Source organism: Streptomyces sp. NPDC012508 (assembly GCF_042902595.1).
GTDB lineage: Bacteria > Actinomycetota > Actinomycetes > Streptomycetales > Streptomycetaceae > Streptomyces.
In genome coordinates this window covers 384,877-402,652 of record NZ_JBIBEO010000003.1, presented here as the reverse complement: position 1 = coordinate 402,652, position 17,776 = coordinate 384,877, and the positions used below count along the sequence as shown (strand labels likewise).

Annotated in this window: 16 protein-coding genes; 3 read left to right on the top strand and 13 right to left on the bottom strand. The window is 71.8% G+C overall.

What is annotated here, in order from left to right; translation table 11 throughout:
• Positions 1-115: 115 nt before the first annotated feature.
• The 6 genes from ACFY8U_RS12275 to ACFY8U_RS12250 form a co-directional block, all read right to left on the bottom strand.
• Positions 116-1,153, bottom strand: coding sequence for a BMP family protein (locus ACFY8U_RS12275; RefSeq protein ID WP_389568983.1), 1,038 nt, complete (start codon positions 1,151-1,153; stop codon positions 116-118).
• A 276-nt stretch (positions 1,154-1,429) separates the two neighbouring features.
• Positions 1,430-2,650 (bottom strand): M20 family metallopeptidase, encoded by a 1,221-nt coding sequence (locus ACFY8U_RS12270; RefSeq protein WP_389568980.1) that lies wholly within the window; start codon positions 2,648-2,650, stop codon positions 1,430-1,432.
• Between the two features lie 116 nt (positions 2,651-2,766).
• Complete coding sequence (locus ACFY8U_RS12265; protein WP_389568979.1) at positions 2,767-4,014, bottom strand: hypothetical protein; 1,248 nt, start codon at positions 4,012-4,014, stop codon at positions 2,767-2,769.
• Positions 4,011-4,904, bottom strand: coding sequence for an N-acetylneuraminate synthase family protein (locus ACFY8U_RS12260; protein ID WP_361442836.1), 894 nt, complete (start codon positions 4,902-4,904; stop codon positions 4,011-4,013). The genes ACFY8U_RS12265 and ACFY8U_RS12260 overlap by 4 nt, the downstream gene beginning before the upstream one ends.
• Positions 4,905-4,918: 14 nt before the next feature.
• Entirely contained in the window at positions 4,919-6,100 is a 1,182-nt protein-coding gene (locus tag ACFY8U_RS12255) for an acylneuraminate cytidylyltransferase (protein ID WP_361762012.1), read from the bottom strand.
• Positions 6,100-7,368 carry a DUF6716 putative glycosyltransferase gene (locus ACFY8U_RS12250; protein ID WP_361596604.1) on the bottom strand — a complete coding sequence of 423 codons (1,269 nt, stop codon included), beginning with the start codon at positions 7,366-7,368 and terminating at the stop codon, positions 6,100-6,102. The genes ACFY8U_RS12255 and ACFY8U_RS12250 overlap by 1 nt, the downstream gene beginning before the upstream one ends.
• A gap of 187 nt (positions 7,369-7,555) precedes the next feature.
• Here ACFY8U_RS12250 and ACFY8U_RS12245 point away from each other — a divergent pair, with 187 nt between their 5' ends.
• Entirely contained in the window at positions 7,556-8,554 is a 999-nt protein-coding gene (locus ACFY8U_RS12245; RefSeq protein WP_389568974.1) for a glycosyltransferase family 2 protein, read from the top strand.
• Positions 8,551-9,864 carry an alpha-2,8-polysialyltransferase family protein gene (locus tag ACFY8U_RS12240; RefSeq protein ID WP_389568971.1) on the top strand — a complete coding sequence of 438 codons (1,314 nt, stop codon included), beginning with the start codon at positions 8,551-8,553 and terminating at the stop codon, positions 9,862-9,864. The genes ACFY8U_RS12245 and ACFY8U_RS12240 overlap by 4 nt, the downstream gene beginning before the upstream one ends.
• A gap of 54 nt (positions 9,865-9,918) precedes the next feature.
• Here ACFY8U_RS12240 and ACFY8U_RS12235 read toward each other — a convergent pair whose 3' ends face one another.
• From ACFY8U_RS12235 to ACFY8U_RS12225, 3 genes are all read right to left on the bottom strand, one after another.
• The gene (locus ACFY8U_RS12235) at positions 9,919-10,743 is read right to left on the bottom strand and encodes a MerR family transcriptional regulator (RefSeq protein WP_389568968.1); all 825 of its coding nucleotides are present in this window, start codon (positions 10,741-10,743) and stop codon (positions 9,919-9,921) included.
• Positions 10,744-10,780: 37 nt separating this feature from the next.
• Positions 10,781-11,437: a leucine efflux protein LeuE gene (gene leuE / locus ACFY8U_RS12230; RefSeq protein WP_389568965.1), complete on the bottom strand. Its 657-nt coding sequence runs from the start codon at positions 11,435-11,437 to the stop codon at positions 10,781-10,783.
• Positions 11,438-11,546: 109 nt separating this feature from the next.
• Positions 11,547-13,127, bottom strand: a complete 1,581-nt coding sequence (locus ACFY8U_RS12225) for a methylmalonyl-CoA mutase family protein (RefSeq protein WP_361442815.1) — start codon at positions 13,125-13,127, stop codon at positions 11,547-11,549.
• Positions 13,128-13,356: 229 nt separating this feature from the next.
• Between ACFY8U_RS12225 and ACFY8U_RS12220 the strand changes: the two genes are divergently transcribed.
• Positions 13,357-14,199 carry a L,D-transpeptidase family protein gene (locus ACFY8U_RS12220; RefSeq protein WP_389568962.1) on the top strand — a complete coding sequence of 281 codons (843 nt, stop codon included), beginning with the start codon at positions 13,357-13,359 and terminating at the stop codon, positions 14,197-14,199.
• 154 nt (positions 14,200-14,353) lie between these two features.
• On the opposite strand, the gene ACFY8U_RS12215 is transcribed toward ACFY8U_RS12220, so the two are convergent.
• From ACFY8U_RS12215 to ACFY8U_RS12200, 4 genes are all read right to left on the bottom strand, one after another.
• A complete protein-coding gene (locus ACFY8U_RS12215) occupies positions 14,354-15,544 on the bottom strand; it encodes a hypothetical protein (protein ID WP_389568959.1) in 1,191 nt (396 codons plus the stop codon).
• Complete coding sequence (locus ACFY8U_RS12210) at positions 15,544-16,209, bottom strand: RNA polymerase sigma factor (protein ID WP_361442806.1); 666 nt, start codon at positions 16,207-16,209, stop codon at positions 15,544-15,546. The genes ACFY8U_RS12215 and ACFY8U_RS12210 overlap by 1 nt, the downstream gene beginning before the upstream one ends.
• Positions 16,210-16,493: 284 nt before the next feature.
• Positions 16,494-17,159, bottom strand: coding sequence for a hypothetical protein (locus tag ACFY8U_RS12205; RefSeq protein WP_389568956.1), 666 nt, complete (start codon positions 17,157-17,159; stop codon positions 16,494-16,496).
• The gene (locus tag ACFY8U_RS12200) at positions 17,156-17,734 is read right to left on the bottom strand and encodes an RNA polymerase sigma factor (RefSeq protein WP_389568953.1); all 579 of its coding nucleotides are present in this window, start codon (positions 17,732-17,734) and stop codon (positions 17,156-17,158) included. Before ACFY8U_RS12200 ends, ACFY8U_RS12205 begins: the two co-directional genes overlap by 4 nt.
• Positions 17,735-17,776 lie beyond the last annotated feature (42 nt).

The window sequence follows — 17,776 nt, the reverse complement described above, 5'->3', positions numbered from 1 at the left end:
GGCGCACGCTACGCGCGTAGCTTTTGGAAAATCGTTCAACTGCCCGCGGGCAGACGTGTGAAGGGGGCCCGGAGTGTCGGCCGAAGCCGCTCTCCGGGCCCCTGTCCGACGGAGGTCAGAGGGTCGTGTTGACCTTGATCTGGCCGTCGATGATCTTCTTCTTGGCCTCGTCCAGCTTGGCCTGGATGTCGTCGAGGTGGCCACCGGTGGTGGTCAGCGAGACACCGTTCTCGGCCAGCGAGTAGACGTGCGTGCCGGTCGCCGGCTTGCCGTCCTGGACGGACTTGACGAGCTCGAAGACACCCGTGTCGACGTTCTTGACCATCGAGGTCATGATCGAGCCGGCGTACTTGGACAGGGCCGGGTCCTTGGCCTGGTCCGAGTCGACGCCGATCGCCCAGGTGCCCGGCTTGGCGGCGACGGCCTCGATGGCACCGGCACCCGAGCCGCCCGCGGCGGCGTAGATGACGTCGATGCCCTTGTCGAGCATGCCCTTGGCGGCGGCCTTGCCCTTGTCCGGGGCGCCGAAGCCGGAGAAGTCCGTACCGGTGGACAGGTACTGGATGGTGACCGAGGCGTCCGGCTTGGTGTCCTTGACGCCCTGCTGGAAGCCGGCGGCGAACTTCTTGATCAGCGGGGTGTCGACACCGCCGATGAAGCCGATCTTGCCGTCCTTGGACTTCAGCGCGGCCGCGACACCGGCGAGGTACGAGCCCTGCTCCTCGGTGAAGACGATCGAGTCGACGTTCTTCGCCTCGGAGACCGAGTCGACCAGGCCGAAGGTGGTCTTCGGGAACTTGGCCGCGACCTTGTCGATCGCGTCCTTGTAGGCGAAGCCGACACCGATGACCGGGTTGAAGCCGCCCTCGGCGAGGGAGGTGAGGCGCTGCTCGCGGTCGGCCGGGGTCTCACCGGTCTTGGCGGTGAGCTCCTTGGTCTCGACACCGAGGTCGGCCTTGGCCTTGTCGAGGCCGCGGGCGGCGGAGTCGTTGAACGAGTTGTCGCCACGACCGCCGACGTCGTAGGCCATACCGACCTTGATGGTGTCCGAGTCGGAACCGGAGTCGGTGGACGACTCACCACAAGCGGTGGCCGTGAGAGCGAGGGCCGCGGTCACTGCGGACGCGGAAACGATCTTGGATACCCGGCGCAAGAGGAGGGTCCCTTCGAGACTGACCGAAAGCGCCTCTTCCGGCGCTGGTTTCGCGTGGATCGTAACGCGCGTAGATGTCAGTTAAAGACCCGTTCATGAGTCGTTATCGGATCGTCGCGAACCGGCCAGAAGGGCGACCGACGGCGTCCGCCCCGGCACGGCCGGTTATACACGCTGGTGCGGGCGTTCGAGCCGGGCCCGCGCGGCGACGCGCGGGCCGCTGGGCCGAACGCGTGTCGCCCGCTGCGCCGGACGGATGAACTGCGATTCGGGGTGTCAGAGCCTCGGAGCGGCGTCGAGCATGGCCGCCGCGGTGAAGAGCTCGACGCCCACCGCGATGGCTCGCTCGTCCACGTCGAAGTCGCCCGCGTGCAGGTCCCGGCGTGTCGTGTCGCCGGGCGTACGGACGCCCAGGCGGGCCATCGCGCCGGGCACGTGTTCCAGATACCAGGAGAAGTCCTCGCCGCCGAGGCTCTGCTCGGTGTCCTCGACCTGCTCCGCTCCCCTGCGGACGGTCATGGCGTCCCGGAGCAGTTCGGTGATGACCGGGTCGTTGACGACCGGGGGGACCCCGCGGACGTAGGTGATGGTCGACTTGGCGCGGTGCAGGGTGGCGATCTCGTCGATCGCCGCGTGGATCAGGTCCGGGGCTTCGCGCCAGGCGGGCAGGTCGAGGCAGCGGACGGTGCCCGAGAGTTCGGCGTGCTGCGGGATCACGTTGCAGGCGTGGCCGGCCTCGATACGGCCCCAGGTGACCGCGAGGCCCGAGCGGGCGTCCACGCGGCGGGCGAGCAGGGCCGGGACGTCGACGGCGATCCGGGAGGCGGCGGTGACCAGGTCCGTGGTGAGGTGCGGGCGGGCCGTGTGGCCGCCGGGGCCGTCGAGAGTGACCTCGAGACGGTCGCAGGCGGAGGTGATGGGCCCGGGGCGCAGGCCGATCCGGCCGGCGTCCACCTTCGGGTCGCAGTGCACGGCGATGATCCGGCCGACCCCGTCCAGGACTCCGGCCTCGATGGCATCGGCGGCGCCGCCGGGCAGCACCTCCTCGGCGGGCTGGAAGATCAGCCGTACGGCGTTGGGGAGCAGCCCCTGCCGGTCGAGCTCGGCGAGGACCAGCCCGGCGCCCAGGACGGTGGTGGTGTGGACATCATGTCCACATGCGTGGGCCCGGTTGGGCACGGTGGAGCGGTACGGAACGGTCTTGACGTCCGGGATGGGCAGCGCGTCGAGGTCCGCGCGGATCGCCAGCATGGGGCGGCCCCTGTCCCAGGTGCCGATGTCGCACACCAGCCCCGTGCCCGTCGGGAGGACCTTCGGCGCGAGTCCCGCGGCCTCCAGGCGGGCCTTCACGGCCGCGGTCGTACGGAACTCCTGGTTGCCGAGCTCGGGGTGCATGTGCAAGTCGCGGCGGAACGCGATCAGTTCGGCGCGCAGCGGCGCGGACAGCGTTCCGGGCAGAGCGACGGAGCCGGGCTCACGGGACTTCAACTGGTTCACCTTTTGAAGGGTAGGCCCCTTCAGAGATCAACTGCCCGTTGATCACGAAAAGTTCAGCCCGATAGGGGAAAGAATCTCGGTTTACCAGGCTTGACGACCATCCCTTGTGGGTAAGCTCACCCGAATTCGAGCCGTTGTGGGGACGGGGCGGCCTGAGCCGCCTGGGCCGTCAGCCGGTCGACCTCATGGGCCGCCGTTCCCGCGACTCCGGCCAGGAAGCCCTGGGCCCGGGGTGAGGCGTTCTCCTTGAGCCACTCCGGCGCGATCTCGCAGACGGCGACCTTGACCCCCGTGCCGGCCAGGGCCAACGGCAGGGTGTGCACGACGGTGGAGGGAAAACTGACCACCGTACGACCGATCGGGCCGCGCCGGGCGATCAGCTCCAGCGGCAGATCCGGCCGGACGATCTCCAGACCGGTCTCCACCGCGATCCGGTGCAGCTTCTCGGTGGCCTCGCGGCGGTGCGCGAAGTAGCGCGTGGCGCCGTGGGCGCGGGCCAGCTCGGCGACGACGGCCGCGTACTGGTCGGGGTCGACCACGCCGGTCTCGACCAGCGAGGTGCCGACCAGGTCCGCGCCCTTGGTGATACGGGGCGGGCCGAAGCGGGACCGGGTCCAGGCGAAGGTGTTCTCGGTGACGGTCGTACCGGGCGGGGGCTCGACCGGGAGCGAGGTGAAGATCTCGACCGTACGGCGGGACGTGGGGGCGAGCTTGCGGCGGGCGGCGGCGGTGACCGGAGCGAGCACCAGCTCGCGCGGACCCCGGCTGCCGCGCCGGTGCCAGCGCACCAGACGCTCACCACGCGCCAGTTGGGCGGCGTACTCCATGGTGGCGGTGCCGTCGTCGACGACGGTCAGGCGCTTGGGCGCGAAGAGGGTGAGCAGGAGCTGGACGTAGCGGGAGAACGGGTCCCCGACGATCACGCGCTCGGCCGCCCGCAGCAGCGGGGCGAGCTCGCGCAGTGTCCGCGCGAGGGAGCCGCGGGCGCCGCGGGCCTCCTGCCAGTGCACGGAGAACCCGTCGTCGCGGGCCAGCTGCGCCATCCGGCGCAGCTGACCGCTCGACATCGGGTCGGTCGGCGAGAGCACGATGACCGTGAGATCACCCCGGCCGGGCACGGAGGTGACGCGCGGCGCGTCACCGACCGCACCGCCGTCGGGTCCAGGGGTGCCGGCGGGAGTCGCGGGGCGCGGGGCCGCGGCGGGCGGGGGCGCTTGGTCCCCGGGGTGCACGGGCGCGTGTATCGCGGCCCCCCGGCCGTCGGGGGCGGTCGTGCCCCCGACGGCGAGGGACTGGGCATGTGCCCACTCCAGGACGTTCAGGAGCTGGACCGGGCTCTCGACGAACGCCAGCTGGCCGGTCATGCGGCGACAGACCCCTGGACCCGGCGCAGCTTCTTCATCGGGCCGAGCTCCGACTCGTAGACCTTCTTGACGCCGTCACCGAGCGCGGTCTCGATCGTGCGGATGTCGCGGACCAGGCGCTGCAGGCCCTGCGGCTCGACCGAGGCGGCCTGGTCGGAGCCCCACATGGCGCGGTCGAGGGTGATGTGACGCTCGACGAACGTGGCGCCGAGAGCGACGGCGGCCAGCGTGGTCTGGAGGCCCGTCTCGTGGCCGGAGTAGCCGATCGGGACGTTCGGGTACTCCTCCTTCAGCGTGTTGATCACGTTGAGGTTGAGCTCCTCGGCCTTGGCCGGGTACGTGGACGTGGCGTGGCAGAGCAGGATGTTGTCCGAGCCGAGGACCTCGACCGCGTGACGGATCTGCTTCGGCGTCGACATGCCGGTCGAGAGGATGACCGTACGGCCGGTGGCGCGCAGCGAGCGCAGGAGCTCGTCGTCCGTCAGGGAGGCGGAGGCGACCTTGTGGGCCGGGACGTCGAACTTCTCCAGGAAGGTGACGGCCTCGGTGTCCCACGGGGAGGCGAACCAGTCGATGCCGCGCTTCTTGCAGTGCTCGTCGATGGCGCGGTACTCGTCCTCGCCGAACTCCACCCGGTGGCGGTAGTCGATGTAGGTCATGCGGCCCCAGGGGGTGTCCCGCTCGATGTCCCACTGGTCGCGCGGGGTGCAGATCTCGGGGGTGCGCTTCTGGAACTTCACGGCGTCGCAGCCGGCCTCGGCGGCCACGTCGATGAGCGCGAGGGCGTTCTCGAGCTCGCCGTTGTGGTTGATGCCGATCTCACCGGTGACGTAGACGGGGTGGCCGGGGCCCGCGGTCTTGCTGCCGAAGGTGCGGAGGCGAGAGGTCATGGTTCTGGTGTTCCTTAGCGGTTGGGGGTGTGGAGCTCGGGCCCGAGAAGCCAGGCCGCGATCTCGCGGACGGCTCCGGAACCACCGGGGGTGAGGGTCACCGCACGGGCGGCGGCCCGTACGGAGTCGTGCGCGCTCGCCACCGCGACGGGCCAGCCGACGAGGTGGAAGCACGGAAGGTCGTTGACGTCGTTGCCGGCGTAGAGGACGCGCTGCGGGTCGATGCCCTGTTCCTCGCACCACTGCTTGAGGGCGAGGTCCTTGCGGTCGATGCCGTGCAGGACGGGGATCTTGAGCTTGCGGGCACGGGCGGCGACGACGGCGTTCTGCTCCGTCGAGAGGATCAGGACCGGCATCCCGGCGCGGCGCAGGGCCGCGATCCCGAGGCCGTCGCCGCGGTGCGCGGAGACGAACTCGTGTCCCTCGGCGTCGAGATGGACCCGGTCGTCGGTCTGCGTGCCGTCGAAGTCGAGGACCACGGCGTCGATGTCGTCGAAGCCGGGGGTGATCGGGGTGTCGAGGAGCGGCGCGAGCGCGCGGGCGCGGGCCAGGTCGTGCGGGTCGTCGATCTCCAGGACCCGGGCGGGGTCGGTGACGACGAGCGCGGTGTGGCCGAAGAAGCGGTGCCGGTGGGTACGGAAACCCTCGGCGGACATCGCGTAGACGGCGCCGGTCTCCAGGTACTCGGCCTCGCGGTCCTGCCGGCGGGGGCGGTGCGCCTTGTCGTGGTTGACGCCCGTGCCGCCCTCGGCGGTCTCCCGCCACAGGAAGCCGTGGCTCGGGGCCACCGTCAGGGCGGTGTCCGCCGCGCCCGAAGTGACCCGCTCGGCCGCCTCGTTCACCTCGGCCGCCGTGATGAAGGGGCTCGTGCACTGGACGAGGAGGATCACGTCCACGCGGCGCCCGCTCGTCGCCTCGAAGGCGTCCAGCGCGTGCAGGACCGCGGACTCGCTGGTCGCCGTGTCCCCCGCGATCGACGCCGGGCGGTGGACCGCCTCCGCGCCGGCCGCGCGGGCCGCCGAGGCGATGGCCGCGTCGTCCGTGGAGACGACGACATCGGTCACCAGGGGGGCGCCGAGGCAGGCGCGGACCGCGCGGGAGACCAGCGGGACGCCCGCGACCGGGGCGAGGTTCTTGGCGGGGACGCCCTTGGAACCGCCCCGCGCCGGGATGACGGCAAGCACGGTCGTGGTCATCAGAGTTCTCCAAGACGGCGGATGACGGGGGCCACGCGCTGGACGCCGTGGCGGTACGCGCCCCGCGCCGCTTCCCGGACGATCCGGCGCAGTCCGCTGTCGCGGGTCTCCGGCGCCGTCACGTCGAGGCGGTGGCGGGCGAGGATCCCGGGCAGGTATCCGGGGGCCGTCTCCGTTGTGTAGTAGGGGGTGATCGGGGGCAGCGCCGGCCCGTCGAGCAGCTCGGCTACCCGGGCGCGCGCGGCGTCGAAGGCCTTCTCGTACCCGCCGTCGGACGCGACGCCCTGCCGGGCGAGCCACTCCTCGTCCGGCTTCGGGCGGTCGTCCGCGTCGAGCCGGTCGAAGGAGGTCAGCAGTCCCGAGCCGATGAAGTGGTGGTTGCCGAGGACCTCGCGCACACCCATGTCGGTGAGGATCGCCGTGGGGATCCGCCGGTGCAGCGCCTCCAGCGCGGCCGTCGAGGAGACCGTGACCAGCAGGTCGGTGCGGTCCAGGACCTCGCCCATGTGCCCGTACACAAGACGGAAGTTGGGCGGGGTGTCCAGGTCGCGCACCAGCTTCTGGTACGGCAGCTCCTCCAGGTGTGTCGTGTGCTCGCCCGGCTTGGAGCGGAGCTTGAGCAGCACCTCCCGCCGCGGGTGCAACCGGGCGTGCTCGACCAGCCTGCGGAGCAGGTACGCGCGGTCGGCGCGGGTGACCGGCACGGACGGCTGGGCGGCGAAGACGAGGGTGTTCCGGCCGGCCTCGGGGGCGTAGGGCGCGCCACCGAGGAACGGCAGCGCGGCCTCGACCACCGAGGAGGCGTCGGCGCCCACTCCTTCGTACACGGCGCGGAAACGCTCCGCGTCGTGACGGGAGTTGGCGAGGACGACGTCCGCGCCGTGGCGCAGCAGGAGACCGTCCGCGAGCTTCTCGTAGACGACTCCGACATAGCCGGTGACGATCACCGGGCGGCGCTCCAGGGCCAGGTCGGCGATCCCCTGGAGGACCGCGCGGACCGTGCCGCCGACGAGGGAGAGGACGACGAGGTCGTACTCCCCGTCCCGTACCTCACGAAGGAACTCCGCGCCCGTCACCTCGCGCGGGGGTGTGGTGGACACACCGGTCTCGGCGAGCTGACGCGCGGTGGGGGTGGCCCGACCGCGCAGGACGAAACCGGTGGGTTCGGCAGCCGCGATACGGCGCGCGGTGAGCGCGCCCCATTTCCACCGGGTGTCGGAGTCGGCGAGTACGGCGACGCGTACTCGTTCATGGGTACTTGCTGGCACGTCGAGGACGCTAGAGAGGCATTTCGTGTGCTGGCCCAACTGAGACACAACAAACGGTGAACAGAGCCTCTCCGCACGCTGAAAACGGCCGGGATCGGGGGCGGTTAAGCCGCCCGCCTCTTTGTGTTCACCGAACATCCCTCTGCCGGTCAGAACGAATGCCGGGGCGGCGCCTAGCGTCGGCCGGGTGGTCAAGCTCTCCGTCGTCGTGCCGTTCTACAACGTGCAGACATACGCCCCCGACACCCTGACAAGCCTGCGTGCGAACGCCCGCGAGGACTTCGAATTCCTTCTCGTCGACGACTGTTCGACGGACGGAACGCCGGAGATCCTCGAGCGGGCCGCGCGTGAGATCCCGGGGGCCGTCCTGCTCCGGCACGAGAAGAACGAGGGTCTTGCCACCGCGCGCAACACCGGACTCGACGCCGCCCAGGGGCGGTATCTCGCGTTCCTCGACGGGGACGACTGGCTCGCCCCCGGCCACCTCTCCCGGCTGGTCACGGCCATGGACGAGCTGGGCTGCGACTTCCTGCGCACCGACCACGTGGTGAACACCAACCGGAGCCGGTCGGTGAAGCGCGCCCCGATCGCGCGCCGCGGCGAGCTGCTCCGCCCCCGCGACGCGATCCTGCCGGCGCACCGGACGACCTCGGTCGACTATCCGTACGCCTGGGCGGGGATGTACCACCGGCGGCTGCTCGACCGCGGGCTGCTCCACTTCACCCCAGGGCTGCGGACGGCGGAGGACCGGCCCTGGATCTGGAAGCTGCACCGGGAGGCGGACTCCTTCGCCGCGGTGAGCACACTCGGGATCTTCTACCGGCGCGGTGTCTCCACCTCACTCACGCAGATCGGCGATATCCGCCAACTCGATTTCATCCGCGCCTTCGATCAGGTGATCGAGGAAACGGCCGTCGACGTGGACGCGGACCGGCTTCTTCCGAAAGCCGTCCGTACCTATTGCGCGCTCATTTCGCACCACGTCTCCTCCATTGAACGATTCGAACCGGCGGTGGCGAAGAAATTGCGCTCGATGAGTTCGGGAGCGCTGCGGCGCATGCCGCAGGACGTGCTCGACGAGGCGCTGTCCTCGATGGACGAGGAGCGCGCGGGCGGGCTGCGCAAGCTGCGCCGCCGCCGCGCGGGCTCTCTCGGCCAGGACGCGGGCGCGGGGGTCGCCGCGTGAGGACCACCCAGATCTTCTACGCCTCCACCCTCTACGGCGCGACGACGCTGGCCGCCGCCCTGGACAGCGGCTGCTTCGGCCCGGCCGACCGGCGGCTGCTGCTCGTCGGCAACAACGCGGCGGTTCCCGAGACCACGCCCGCCCTCGACGAGATGCCCGGCTTCGAGCGGCTGCGCGGCCGGTTCGACGCCGTGCTGTCCTGGAACGAGGCGATCTCGCCGCTCCACCCGGCCGGCTGGTCGCCCCGCGGGGACGACGTGCCGATGCTCGAACGCCATCTGCGGCGGCTGTGGGACCTCGGCGACGACCGGATCGAGATCGCCCTGGAGTCGGTGCAGGTCGCTCCGGCGCTGACGATCGCGCGGCTCTTCCCTGAGGCGGCGCTCGACGTGTACGCCGACGGCCTGATGAGCTACGGACCGACCCGTAACAAGATCGACCCGCTGGTCGGCGACCGGGTGCGGCGGCTGCTCCATCTGGACCTGGTGCCCGGCCTCGCGCCGCTGCTGCTGGGCGAGTTCGGGCCCACGGCCGAGGTGGTGCCGACGGAGGCCTTCACCAAGGTGGTCGCGGAGCTGGCGGACACGGCCGGTCCCGCCGCCGAGGAGGAGGGCCCGGCGCTGCTGCTCGGCCAGTACCTCGCGGCGCTCTCGCTGCTCACCCCCGACGAGGAGGAGGAGCTGCACGTACGGATGGTCCGCGGCGCGATCGCGCGCGGGCACCGTCGGCTCGTCTTCAAGCCGCACCCCACGGCGCCGGACGCCTGGACGCGCCGGCTCGCACGGGAGGCGGAGGCGCTCGGCGCCGAACTGACCGTCCTCGACCGCCCGGTGCTCGCCGAGGTCGTGTACCGGGAGCAGCGTCCCGCGCTGGTGGTGGGCTGCTTCTCCACGGCGCTGATGACGGCGCACGCCTTCTACGGGATCCCGGTGGCCCGGGTCGGCACGCAGACGATCCTGGAGAAGCTGACCCCGTACCAGAACAGCAACCGCATCCCGGCGACCCTCGTCGACGCGCTCGTCCCCGACCTGGAGGACGGCACCGCACCGGCCACGGCCTGGGACGCGGAGTCCCTCGCGGGCCTGGTCGCGGCGGTCGGCTTCGCGATGCAGCCCAAGATCCGCCCGGATCTGCGGGGCGCGGCGGTCCGGCACCTGTCGGGCCCGCTCGCGGAGAGGACGCGGCACTACTTCAAGCGCCGCCGCCTCACGGTCCTGGGCCTCCCGGGAGGCATCCCGGTTCCCCGCCACCCGAAGGTCCGCCGCCTGGCCCGGCGGGCGCTGAAGCTGAGGCGGGCGCTGGCGAAGTGAGAGAGAGCGGCCCTCCCGGACGTGTGGAGTCCGGGAGGGCCGCTCCGCGGTGCCTTACGCCCGGGTGACCGGCTCCTGGAGTTCCGTCACCCACTTCGTGCGGTCGTCCGGGCACTCCAGATACAGCTCGCGGGAGTAGCCCGTCGAGCGGTAGCCGTTGGCGTCGATCCAGGTGGCCAGGGTCTGGACCGTCGGCAGGAGGTCCTCCATCGGGCCCCGGTGGACGACGGTCGCCGCCTCGTCCAGGCCCGGCAGCACGACGACGTCGACGCCGGCCACCTCCTCCGTGCCCGCGGGGACCGTCATCCCCGCGTGGACGACGACCGAGCCGTCGCCCCGCCCCGCGTCCTCGTAGTACGCGATCCCGGGGCCGAACCCCGTGACGCCCGCCGCCTCCAGGCGGGCGCACAGCTGCTCGTACAGCGGCTGGATGACCGGGCCGATCTCGCCGGGGCCGAAGCCCGCCGCCACGCCGCTCAGCTCGGCGAGCCGTACCGGCGGAATCCTCTTGATCACGACGTCCTGCGTGGGCATGTGCCCCTCGCTCTCGATGGCTCGGAGCCGCGCGCCGACCTGGGCCAGCCGTCCCGCTGCCTCCGCCAGGGCCGTCTCCAGCTCGGCCTGGCGCAGCCGCAGCATGCCGCGCAGCTCCTCCGCGCCGATCTGCTCGTCGAGGATCGACCCCACCTGTTCGAGGGTGAAGCCGAGCTCCTTGAGCGCGATGACGCGGTTGAGGCGGGCGAGCTGGTCCGCCTCGTAGAAGCGGTAGCCGCTGTGCGGGTCGACATGGGCCGGGCGCAGCAGTCCGATGGCGTCGTAGTGACGCAGCATGCGGACCGACACCCGCCCGTGCCGTGCGAAGTCTCCGATGGTGAACATGACGACTCCTACGGAACGGCCTCACACGGTGTGAGGGTCAAGCGGCGCTGCTGAGGGAGAGCTTCGCGGCGAAGCCGAGGAACAGCGCGCCCGCGGCGGAGGTCGCCCCGGCCGAGAGCCGCCTGCGGCGCCGGAACGCCGAGGCGAGCCGCGTCCCGCCGAATATCAGCATCGTCAGATAGAGGAAGCTGCCGATCTCCAGCAGGGTGCCGAGCACCAGGAAGGAGAGCGCCGGGTAGGCGTACGTCGGGTCCACGAACTGCACGAAGAACGAGATGAGGAAGAGGATCGCCTTCGGGTTGAAGAGGCTGATGACCAGGGCCCTGCGGTACGGGTTCTCCCCCGGCGCGGCCTGCGTCCGCTCGGTCTCCTCGTCCGCCGTCTCCCCGCGGGAGCGCCACATCGCCCAGGCCGACCGCATCATCCCGTACGCCATCCAGGCCAGATAGCCCGCGCCCGCGTACTTCACGATCATGAAGAGCAGCGGCGTGGTCTGGAGCAGCGAGGCCGCGCCGAGCGCGGCCAGCGTCATCAGGACCGCGTCGCCGGTGAAGACGCCGGCGGCGGCCTTGTACCCGGTCCGGGTGCCCTTGCGGGCGGCGACGGACAGCACGTACAGCGAGTTCGGCCCCGGCAGAAGGATGATGAGGACGAGGCCCACGAGGTAGGTCGGAAGATCGGTGACACCCAGCATGAAGCGGAGTGTCGCACGTGGGTACGACACTCCGCCCGGCTGTTTCGCATCGCGGAAGATCGGACGGGCGGAGGGCCGGAACGCGCGGAGGGCCGGAACGCGCGGAGAATCAGAACGCGTCTGTCGGGACGTACGTGCCCCACACCTCGCGCAGCGCGTCGCAGACCTCGCCGACCGTCGCCCGCGCCCTGAGCGCGTCCTTCATCGGGTAGAGCACGTTGTCCGTCCCCTCCGCCGCCTTCTTCAGCTCGGCGAGCGCCGCGTCCACGGCCGCCTGGTCGCGCTCGGCGCGCAGCCTGGCCAGCCGCTCGGCCTGCTGGGCCTCGATCGCCGGGTCGACGCGCAGCGGCTCGTACGGCTCCTCGACGTCGACCGTGTAGCGGTTGACGCCGACGACGACCCGCTCGCCGCTGTCGGTCTCCTGCGCGATCCGGTAGGCGGAGCGCTCGATCTCGTTCTTCTGGAAGCCGCGCTCGATCGCGTTGACCGCGCCGCCCAGGTCCTCGACCTTCCGCATCAGCTCCAGCGCGGCGGCCTCGACGTCGTCCGTCATTTTCTCGACGACGTACGAGCCGGCGAACGGGTCGACGGTGGCGGTGACGTCCGTCTCGTACGCGAGGACCTGCTGCGTCCGCAGCGCCAGGCGCGCGGACTTGTCCGTCGGCAGGGCGATGGCCTCGTCGAAGGAGTTGGTGTGCAGCGACTGCGTACCGCCGAGGACGGCCGCCAGGCCCTGGACGGCGACGCGCACCAGGTTGACCTCGGGCTGCTGGGCGGTGAGCTGCACACCGGCGGTCTGGGTGTGGAAGCGGAGCATCAGCGACTTGGGGTTCTCCGCGCCGAACTCCTCCTTCATCACCCTCGCCCAGATCCGGCGGGCCGCGCGGAACTTGGCGACCTCCTCCAGGATCGTCGTACGGGCCACGAAGAAGAAGGAGAGGCGGGGGGCGAAGTCGTCGACGTCCATGCCGGCGGCGACGGCGGTACGGACGTACTCGATGCCGTCGGCGAGGGTGAACGCGATCTCCTGCGCGGGCGAGGCACCGGCCTCGGCCATGTGGTAGCCGGAGATCGAGATGGTGTTCCACTTCGGGATCTCGGCCTTGCAGTACTTGAAGATGTCCGCGATCAGCCGGAGCGAGGGCTTGGGCGGGAAGATGTACGTGCCGCGCGCGATGTACTCCTTGAGCACATCGTTCTGGATGGTGCCGGTCAGCCGGTCGGCGGGGACGCCCTGCTCCTCGCCCACGAGTTGGTAGAGCAGCAGCAGGAGGGCGGCGGGGGCGTTGATGGTCATCGAGGTGGAGACCTGGTCCAGCGGGATCCCGCCGAACAGGACGCGCATGTCGTCGATCGAGTCGATGGCGACACCGACCTTGCCGACCTCGCCGTGCGCGATCGGGGCGTCGGAGTCGTGGCCCATCTGCGTCGGCAGGTCGAAGGCGACGGAGAGCCCCATCGTGCCGTTGGCGATCAGCTGCTTGTAGCGGGCGTTGGACTCCACCGCGGTGCCGAAGCCCGCGTACTGCCGCATGGTCCAGGGCCGGCCGGTGTACATCGACGGGTACACACCGCGCGTGAAGGGGTACGAGCCCGGCTCGCCCAGCTTCTCGGCGGGCTCCCATCCGTCCAGGGCGTCCGGTCCGTAGACCGGCTCGATGGGCAGCCCCGACTCCGACTCGCGCGCCATCTGGTGTGCCTCCCGATTGAAACCTACTGGCTGGTACGGACTCTCGCGACGGACTGTAGTGGCGGCCGTGCGACGGGTGGAGAGCCACCCGCTGGGACCTTCCTCACAAGGATGCTCCGTTGTTGCGCCGGGTGCGCAACCAAGGGCGCACGGGAAGCATCCAATAGGTACACACGCAGATTCCCGGGGGGCACAGATGCGCCGATCGTCCGTCATACGCAGAGCACTCATGGCCGCGGCCGCGGTGGCACTCGCCACCGGCTGTACGGCCCAGGCGGCGGGCGGGGGCCAGTCGCCCGCGACGAGCGGACCGTCGAGCTCCGCCCCGGCCGCGCCCGCGACGCCGGCGCCGAGCTCCGGCTCCCCGAGCGCCTCGCCGACGTCGGACGACAAGCCGTCCTCCACGCCCAGCTCCTCCCCCACCTCCGCGCAGCCGGCCGGCAAGGTCCTGATGAAGGACGGCGACGAGAGCAAGCAGGTGCGCGAGCTGCAGGCGCGGCTGCGGCAGATCGGCTACTTCGACCGCGCGCCCACCGGCTTCTACGGCTCGATCACGGGCAAGGGCGTCTCGGCCTTCCAGAAGAAGCGGGGGCTGCCGCAGACCGGCTCGGTGGACGAGGTGACCTGGCAGCGGCTGGTCGGGATGACGCGTGAGCCGACGGCCGCCGAGCTGAAGCCGTCCACCTCCAACGCGCTGGACACGCCGGACCCGCGCTGCATGACGGGGCGCGTGCTCTGCATCAGCAAGGAGACGCGCACGCTGGCCTGGATGATCGACGGCAAGGTCGTCTCGTCGATGGACGTCCGCTTCGGTTCGGAGAACACCCCGACCCGCGAGGGCGTCTTCAACGTCGACCGCAAGGTCCGCGACGACTGGTCGAAGCTCTACCACACGCCGATGCCGTACTCGATGTACTTCAGCCGCGGCCAGGCCGTGCACTACTCGGCGGACTTCGCGGCCCGCGGCTACAACGGGGGCTCGCACGGCTGCGTGAACGTCAGGGACCGGGCGAAGCTCGCGGCCCTCTTCGACGAGGTGAAGGTCGGCGACAAGGTCGTCGTGCACTGGTAGTCACCAGGGACGAGTGAGAGTGGCGCGGGTGGGACCGGGGGAACGTGTCCCACCCGCGCCGTGCGCGGAGCCGGAGGTACGGGGGGAACCTCGGCTCACGCGCGGCCGATGACCAGTCGGCTCACTCAGTACTGCGCCGACGGGCCGAAAAGTGTCACACCTCGTTCGTCACGGGGATGCGGGCCAGGTCCTGGAGGAGATTTCCGGCCAGAGTCCGGACGTCCTCGACGGGCCCCAGGGCGTGGGCCTCGACGAGTTCCGTGGCGGGTGCGCGGAGGCCGGCAGGGACCGGGGCGCGGTCTGCGGAGCCGTCTTCGGAGGGGTCCTCGCCGGGGGCGGGACCGTCGGCGTGACCGGTGTCCGGATCGGACGTACGGGTGTTCCCGCCACCGCTCCAGTCGTCGGTGCGGCCGACGGAGCCCGCTCGTTCGCCCTCTCCGGACGAGTCGTCGCCCTTGCCGTCACCCGCACCGTCGCCCCTGCCGCCGGCCGAGCCACCGCCCAGGACACGGTCGCAGAAGCGCCGTACGGTCTCGCCGCCGCGCAGGGACTTCTCCAGCCGGCTCTTGGCGGTGTCGTCGAGGCGGCCGGCCCGGTAGTCCTCGCAGGCGTTGACGATCTTGGCGCCGAAATCCGCGCCGTCCTTCCCGGGGCCGCCCGTGCTCTTCCCCGGCTCGGGGGTGGCGTCACCCGTGCCGCCCTCGTCGCCCGTACCGCCGTTTCCGGCGGTGGCCGGAGGGGCGGGCGTCGAGGTGGCCGCGTCCGGCGTGGCGCCGTCGCCGGTGGGGGGCGTCGAGGCCGTACCCGTACCGAGGCCGGGTTGTTCCGGGGAGGCCGAGGCCTCCGGGACGTCCGGGCGCTCCGAGGAGTCGTGCGAGGCGATCGGCTCGGGCGTGTCCACGGCCGACACGGAACCGGCGGGGCCAGGGCGTTCCGCGGTGAAGGGCAGCAGGCCCGTGCCGGAGGCGACGGCGACCCCGCCGACCGCCACGGCGGCGACCGCGGCGGCCAGTCCGTACCGCAGCGAGCGGCCCCAGCGCCGCGCGGCGGGCACCGCTCCGATCCGTACCGCGCCGAGTTCGGCGGCGGTGGGCCCGAAGACCGCGGAGGACGGTGCGAGGGCGCGCTCGGCCGTCGCCTCGCGGAAGGCCGCCAGGGCGGCCGCCTCACCGGGGAGTTCGGTCTGCGCCGCGTGGGCCAGGGGGGCGGGGCGGGCCGCCGCGAGGGCCTGGGCCAGCCGGAGCGCCTCTGCACGCGCGTGATCGTCGACGGCGTCGACCGGCTCGCCGCGCAGCAACCGCTCCGCGGCGTCCTGGTCGAGCCACTGGTACCGCTCGTCGGCCATCACATGTCCTTCTGCGTCCGCGCGCGCGATTGCGTCACACCACCGGGGGCCGGAGCCCCCGGCCTGCGACCGCGCTGCGGTGGTACGCCCCCCAGGGAGGCCTGGGCGGCGTCGCCGTCGGCGCCGAGGAGTTCGGCGAGCCGCTTGAGGCCGCGGTGCGCGGCGGTGCGGACCGCGCCGGGGCGCTTGCCCAGGGTGTCGGCGGCGCTCTTGGCGTCCAGGCCGACCACGACCCGCAGCACGACGGCCTCGGCCTGGTCCTGGGGAAGTTGGGCGATCAGATGCATGGTGTCGCCGGTGGTCAATGCTTCCAGTGCCTCGTCCGCCGTGTCGGAGTCGGCGGGCTTGTCGGTGAGTTCGGTCTCGTCGCCACTGGCCGCGGGGCGCCTGCCCCGCATCCGGATGTGGTCGAGCGCCCGGTTGCGGGCGATGCGGGCCGCCCAGCCGCGGAACCGGTCGGCGTCGCCGCTGAAGCGGTCGAGATCGCGGGCTATCTGGAGCCAGGACTCGGAGGCGACATCCTCCGCGTCGGCGTCACCGACGAGCGAGCGCAGATAGCCGAAAAGCCGTGGGTGCACGGCGCGGTACACAGTACGGAAGGCGTCCTCGTCTCCGTTCTGCGCAGCGAGCAGCGCGGCCGTCAGCTCCGCGTCCTCCCCCAGCACTCCCCACCCTGTTCGTCAATCACGGCTGGTCACCACCGCCGCACCATCCGGCACGCAGCAGCACGCTACGTCCTTCTGCGGCGCCCCGTCCACGTTCGTCCTCTGATTGTGCAACTTGCAACCAACTTGGGACATGGGCGGTGGTGTGACAGAAAACGCTTGTACGGCGCTGAAGGGAGTACGGGGCCGTGCTGCGGCTCCGGCGGACGACGACCGGGGCCTCTCCTGTGGGGGGTGGCGGCCCCGGTCGTCTTCCTTTTCGCCCGCTTTTCAGGGCTTCTGACTCAGGGGTTCCGCCCGTTTGTGGCCGGGCTGTTCACGCCCAGACCCCTGACCCTGTTCTCGGCGGCACGCTCGCCCTTGTTCCTGTCCTTGTCCTCGTCCTTGGGCGTGGACGTGGACAAGGACGGGGACGGCGACGGGGACTTGGACTTGGTCCTGCCCTGGTCCTTGCCGTGAGGCGCGCCCTTGTCCCGGCCGTTGCCCTTGCCCTGAGACGCGCCTCGGGTCCTGCCCGCACCCTCGCTCCACGTCCGGTCCGCCGCCTCGCCCCCCGATGCCGGCACTGCCGGCGCACCGCGGTCGGTGTCGGGAGCTTCGGGGGCCTCGGAGGTTCCGGAGGTTTCGGGGATATCCCGCGCCGGTGCCGGTCTCGGCGGAGCGGGCGGGGCGGGGTCGAGGGTGCCGGACGCGGCCACCGCGACACCGCCGAGCAGGACCGTCGCGGCCACTCCGAACGCGGTGGTCCGCAGGGAGGCGTGCCACCGTCCCCGTACCGGCGCCGGACGCCAGTCGTCCCGCCGCCTGGTCCGGCGCGCCGTGGTCTCTTCGGCGGCCCGCGCCGCCCGGAAGGCCTCGCGCGCCCGGGCCTCGCCCGCGTCGGCACCGCCCTGTTCGCGCCGCAGCGCCGCGCTCAGCGCGGCGGCGAGCGCGTCCGGTTCGCGTGTCATGTCCCATCCTTCCGCCGTCGCGGCGGCTCCGCGGCGGCGAGCAGTGCCGCCAGTCTTCTCAGCCCCCGGTGGCCCGCCGTGCGGACCGCCCCCGGGCGCTTGCCCAGGACGCGGGCCGTCGCCGGTCCGTCCAGGCCGACGACCACCCTCAGCAGCACGGCCTCGGCCTGGTCTCGCGGCAGGCCGCGCACCAGGGCGAGCGCCTGCTCCGTCGACAGCCTCTCCAGGGCGGCCTCCGCCGTGTCGTGACCGCCGGGCAGTTCCAGTACGTCCTGCTCCAGTAAGGAGGTGCGGGGCCGTCGCCGCTGCCGGCGCAGATGGTCGAGCGCCCGGTGGCGGACGATCGCCGCGGTCCAGCCGCGGAAACCGGCCCCGTCACCACGGAACCGGCCGAGGTCACGGGCGATCTCCAGCCAGGCCTCGGAGGCGATGTCCTCGGCGTCCTCCCCGACCAGGCCCCGCACGTAACCGAGCAGTCCGGGGTGGACAAGACGGTAGGCCTCCGCGAAGGCGTCCTCGTCCCCGCGCTGCGCGCGCTCGACCAGGATGCCCAGTTCCGCGTCGTACGCGCCCACACTTCCCTCTTCGTGCCGACTCGGCACCGCACACCGTGCCCA

Coding starts and splice junctions, on each gene's coding strand:
- ACFY8U_RS12265 (WP_389568979.1), bottom strand. CDS start 4,014: ATGACCGGCCAGCTGGCGTTCGTCGAGAGCCCGGTCCAGCTCCTGAAC.
- ACFY8U_RS12235 (WP_389568968.1), bottom strand. CDS start 10,743: ATGTTCACCATCGGAGACTTCGCACGGCACGGGCGGGTGTCGGTCCGC.
- ACFY8U_RS12215 (WP_389568959.1), bottom strand. CDS start 15,544: ATGGCCGACGAGCGGTACCAGTGGCTCGACCAGGACGCCGCGGAGCGG.
- ACFY8U_RS12255 (WP_361762012.1), bottom strand. CDS start 6,100: ATGACCACGACCGTGCTTGCCGTCATCCCGGCGCGGGGCGGTTCCAAG.
- leuE (WP_389568965.1), bottom strand. CDS start 11,437: ATGCTGGGTGTCACCGATCTTCCGACCTACCTCGTGGGCCTCGTCCTC.
- ACFY8U_RS12225 (WP_361442815.1), bottom strand. CDS start 13,127: ATGGCGCGCGAGTCGGAGTCGGGGCTGCCCATCGAGCCGGTCTACGGA.
- ACFY8U_RS12220 (WP_389568962.1), top strand. CDS start 13,357: ATGGCCGCGGCCGCGGTGGCACTCGCCACCGGCTGTACGGCCCAGGCG.
- ACFY8U_RS12205 (WP_389568956.1), bottom strand. CDS start 17,159: ATGACACGCGAACCGGACGCGCTCGCCGCCGCGCTGAGCGCGGCGCTG.
- ACFY8U_RS12260 (WP_361442836.1), bottom strand. CDS start 4,904: ATGACCTCTCGCCTCCGCACCTTCGGCAGCAAGACCGCGGGCCCCGGC.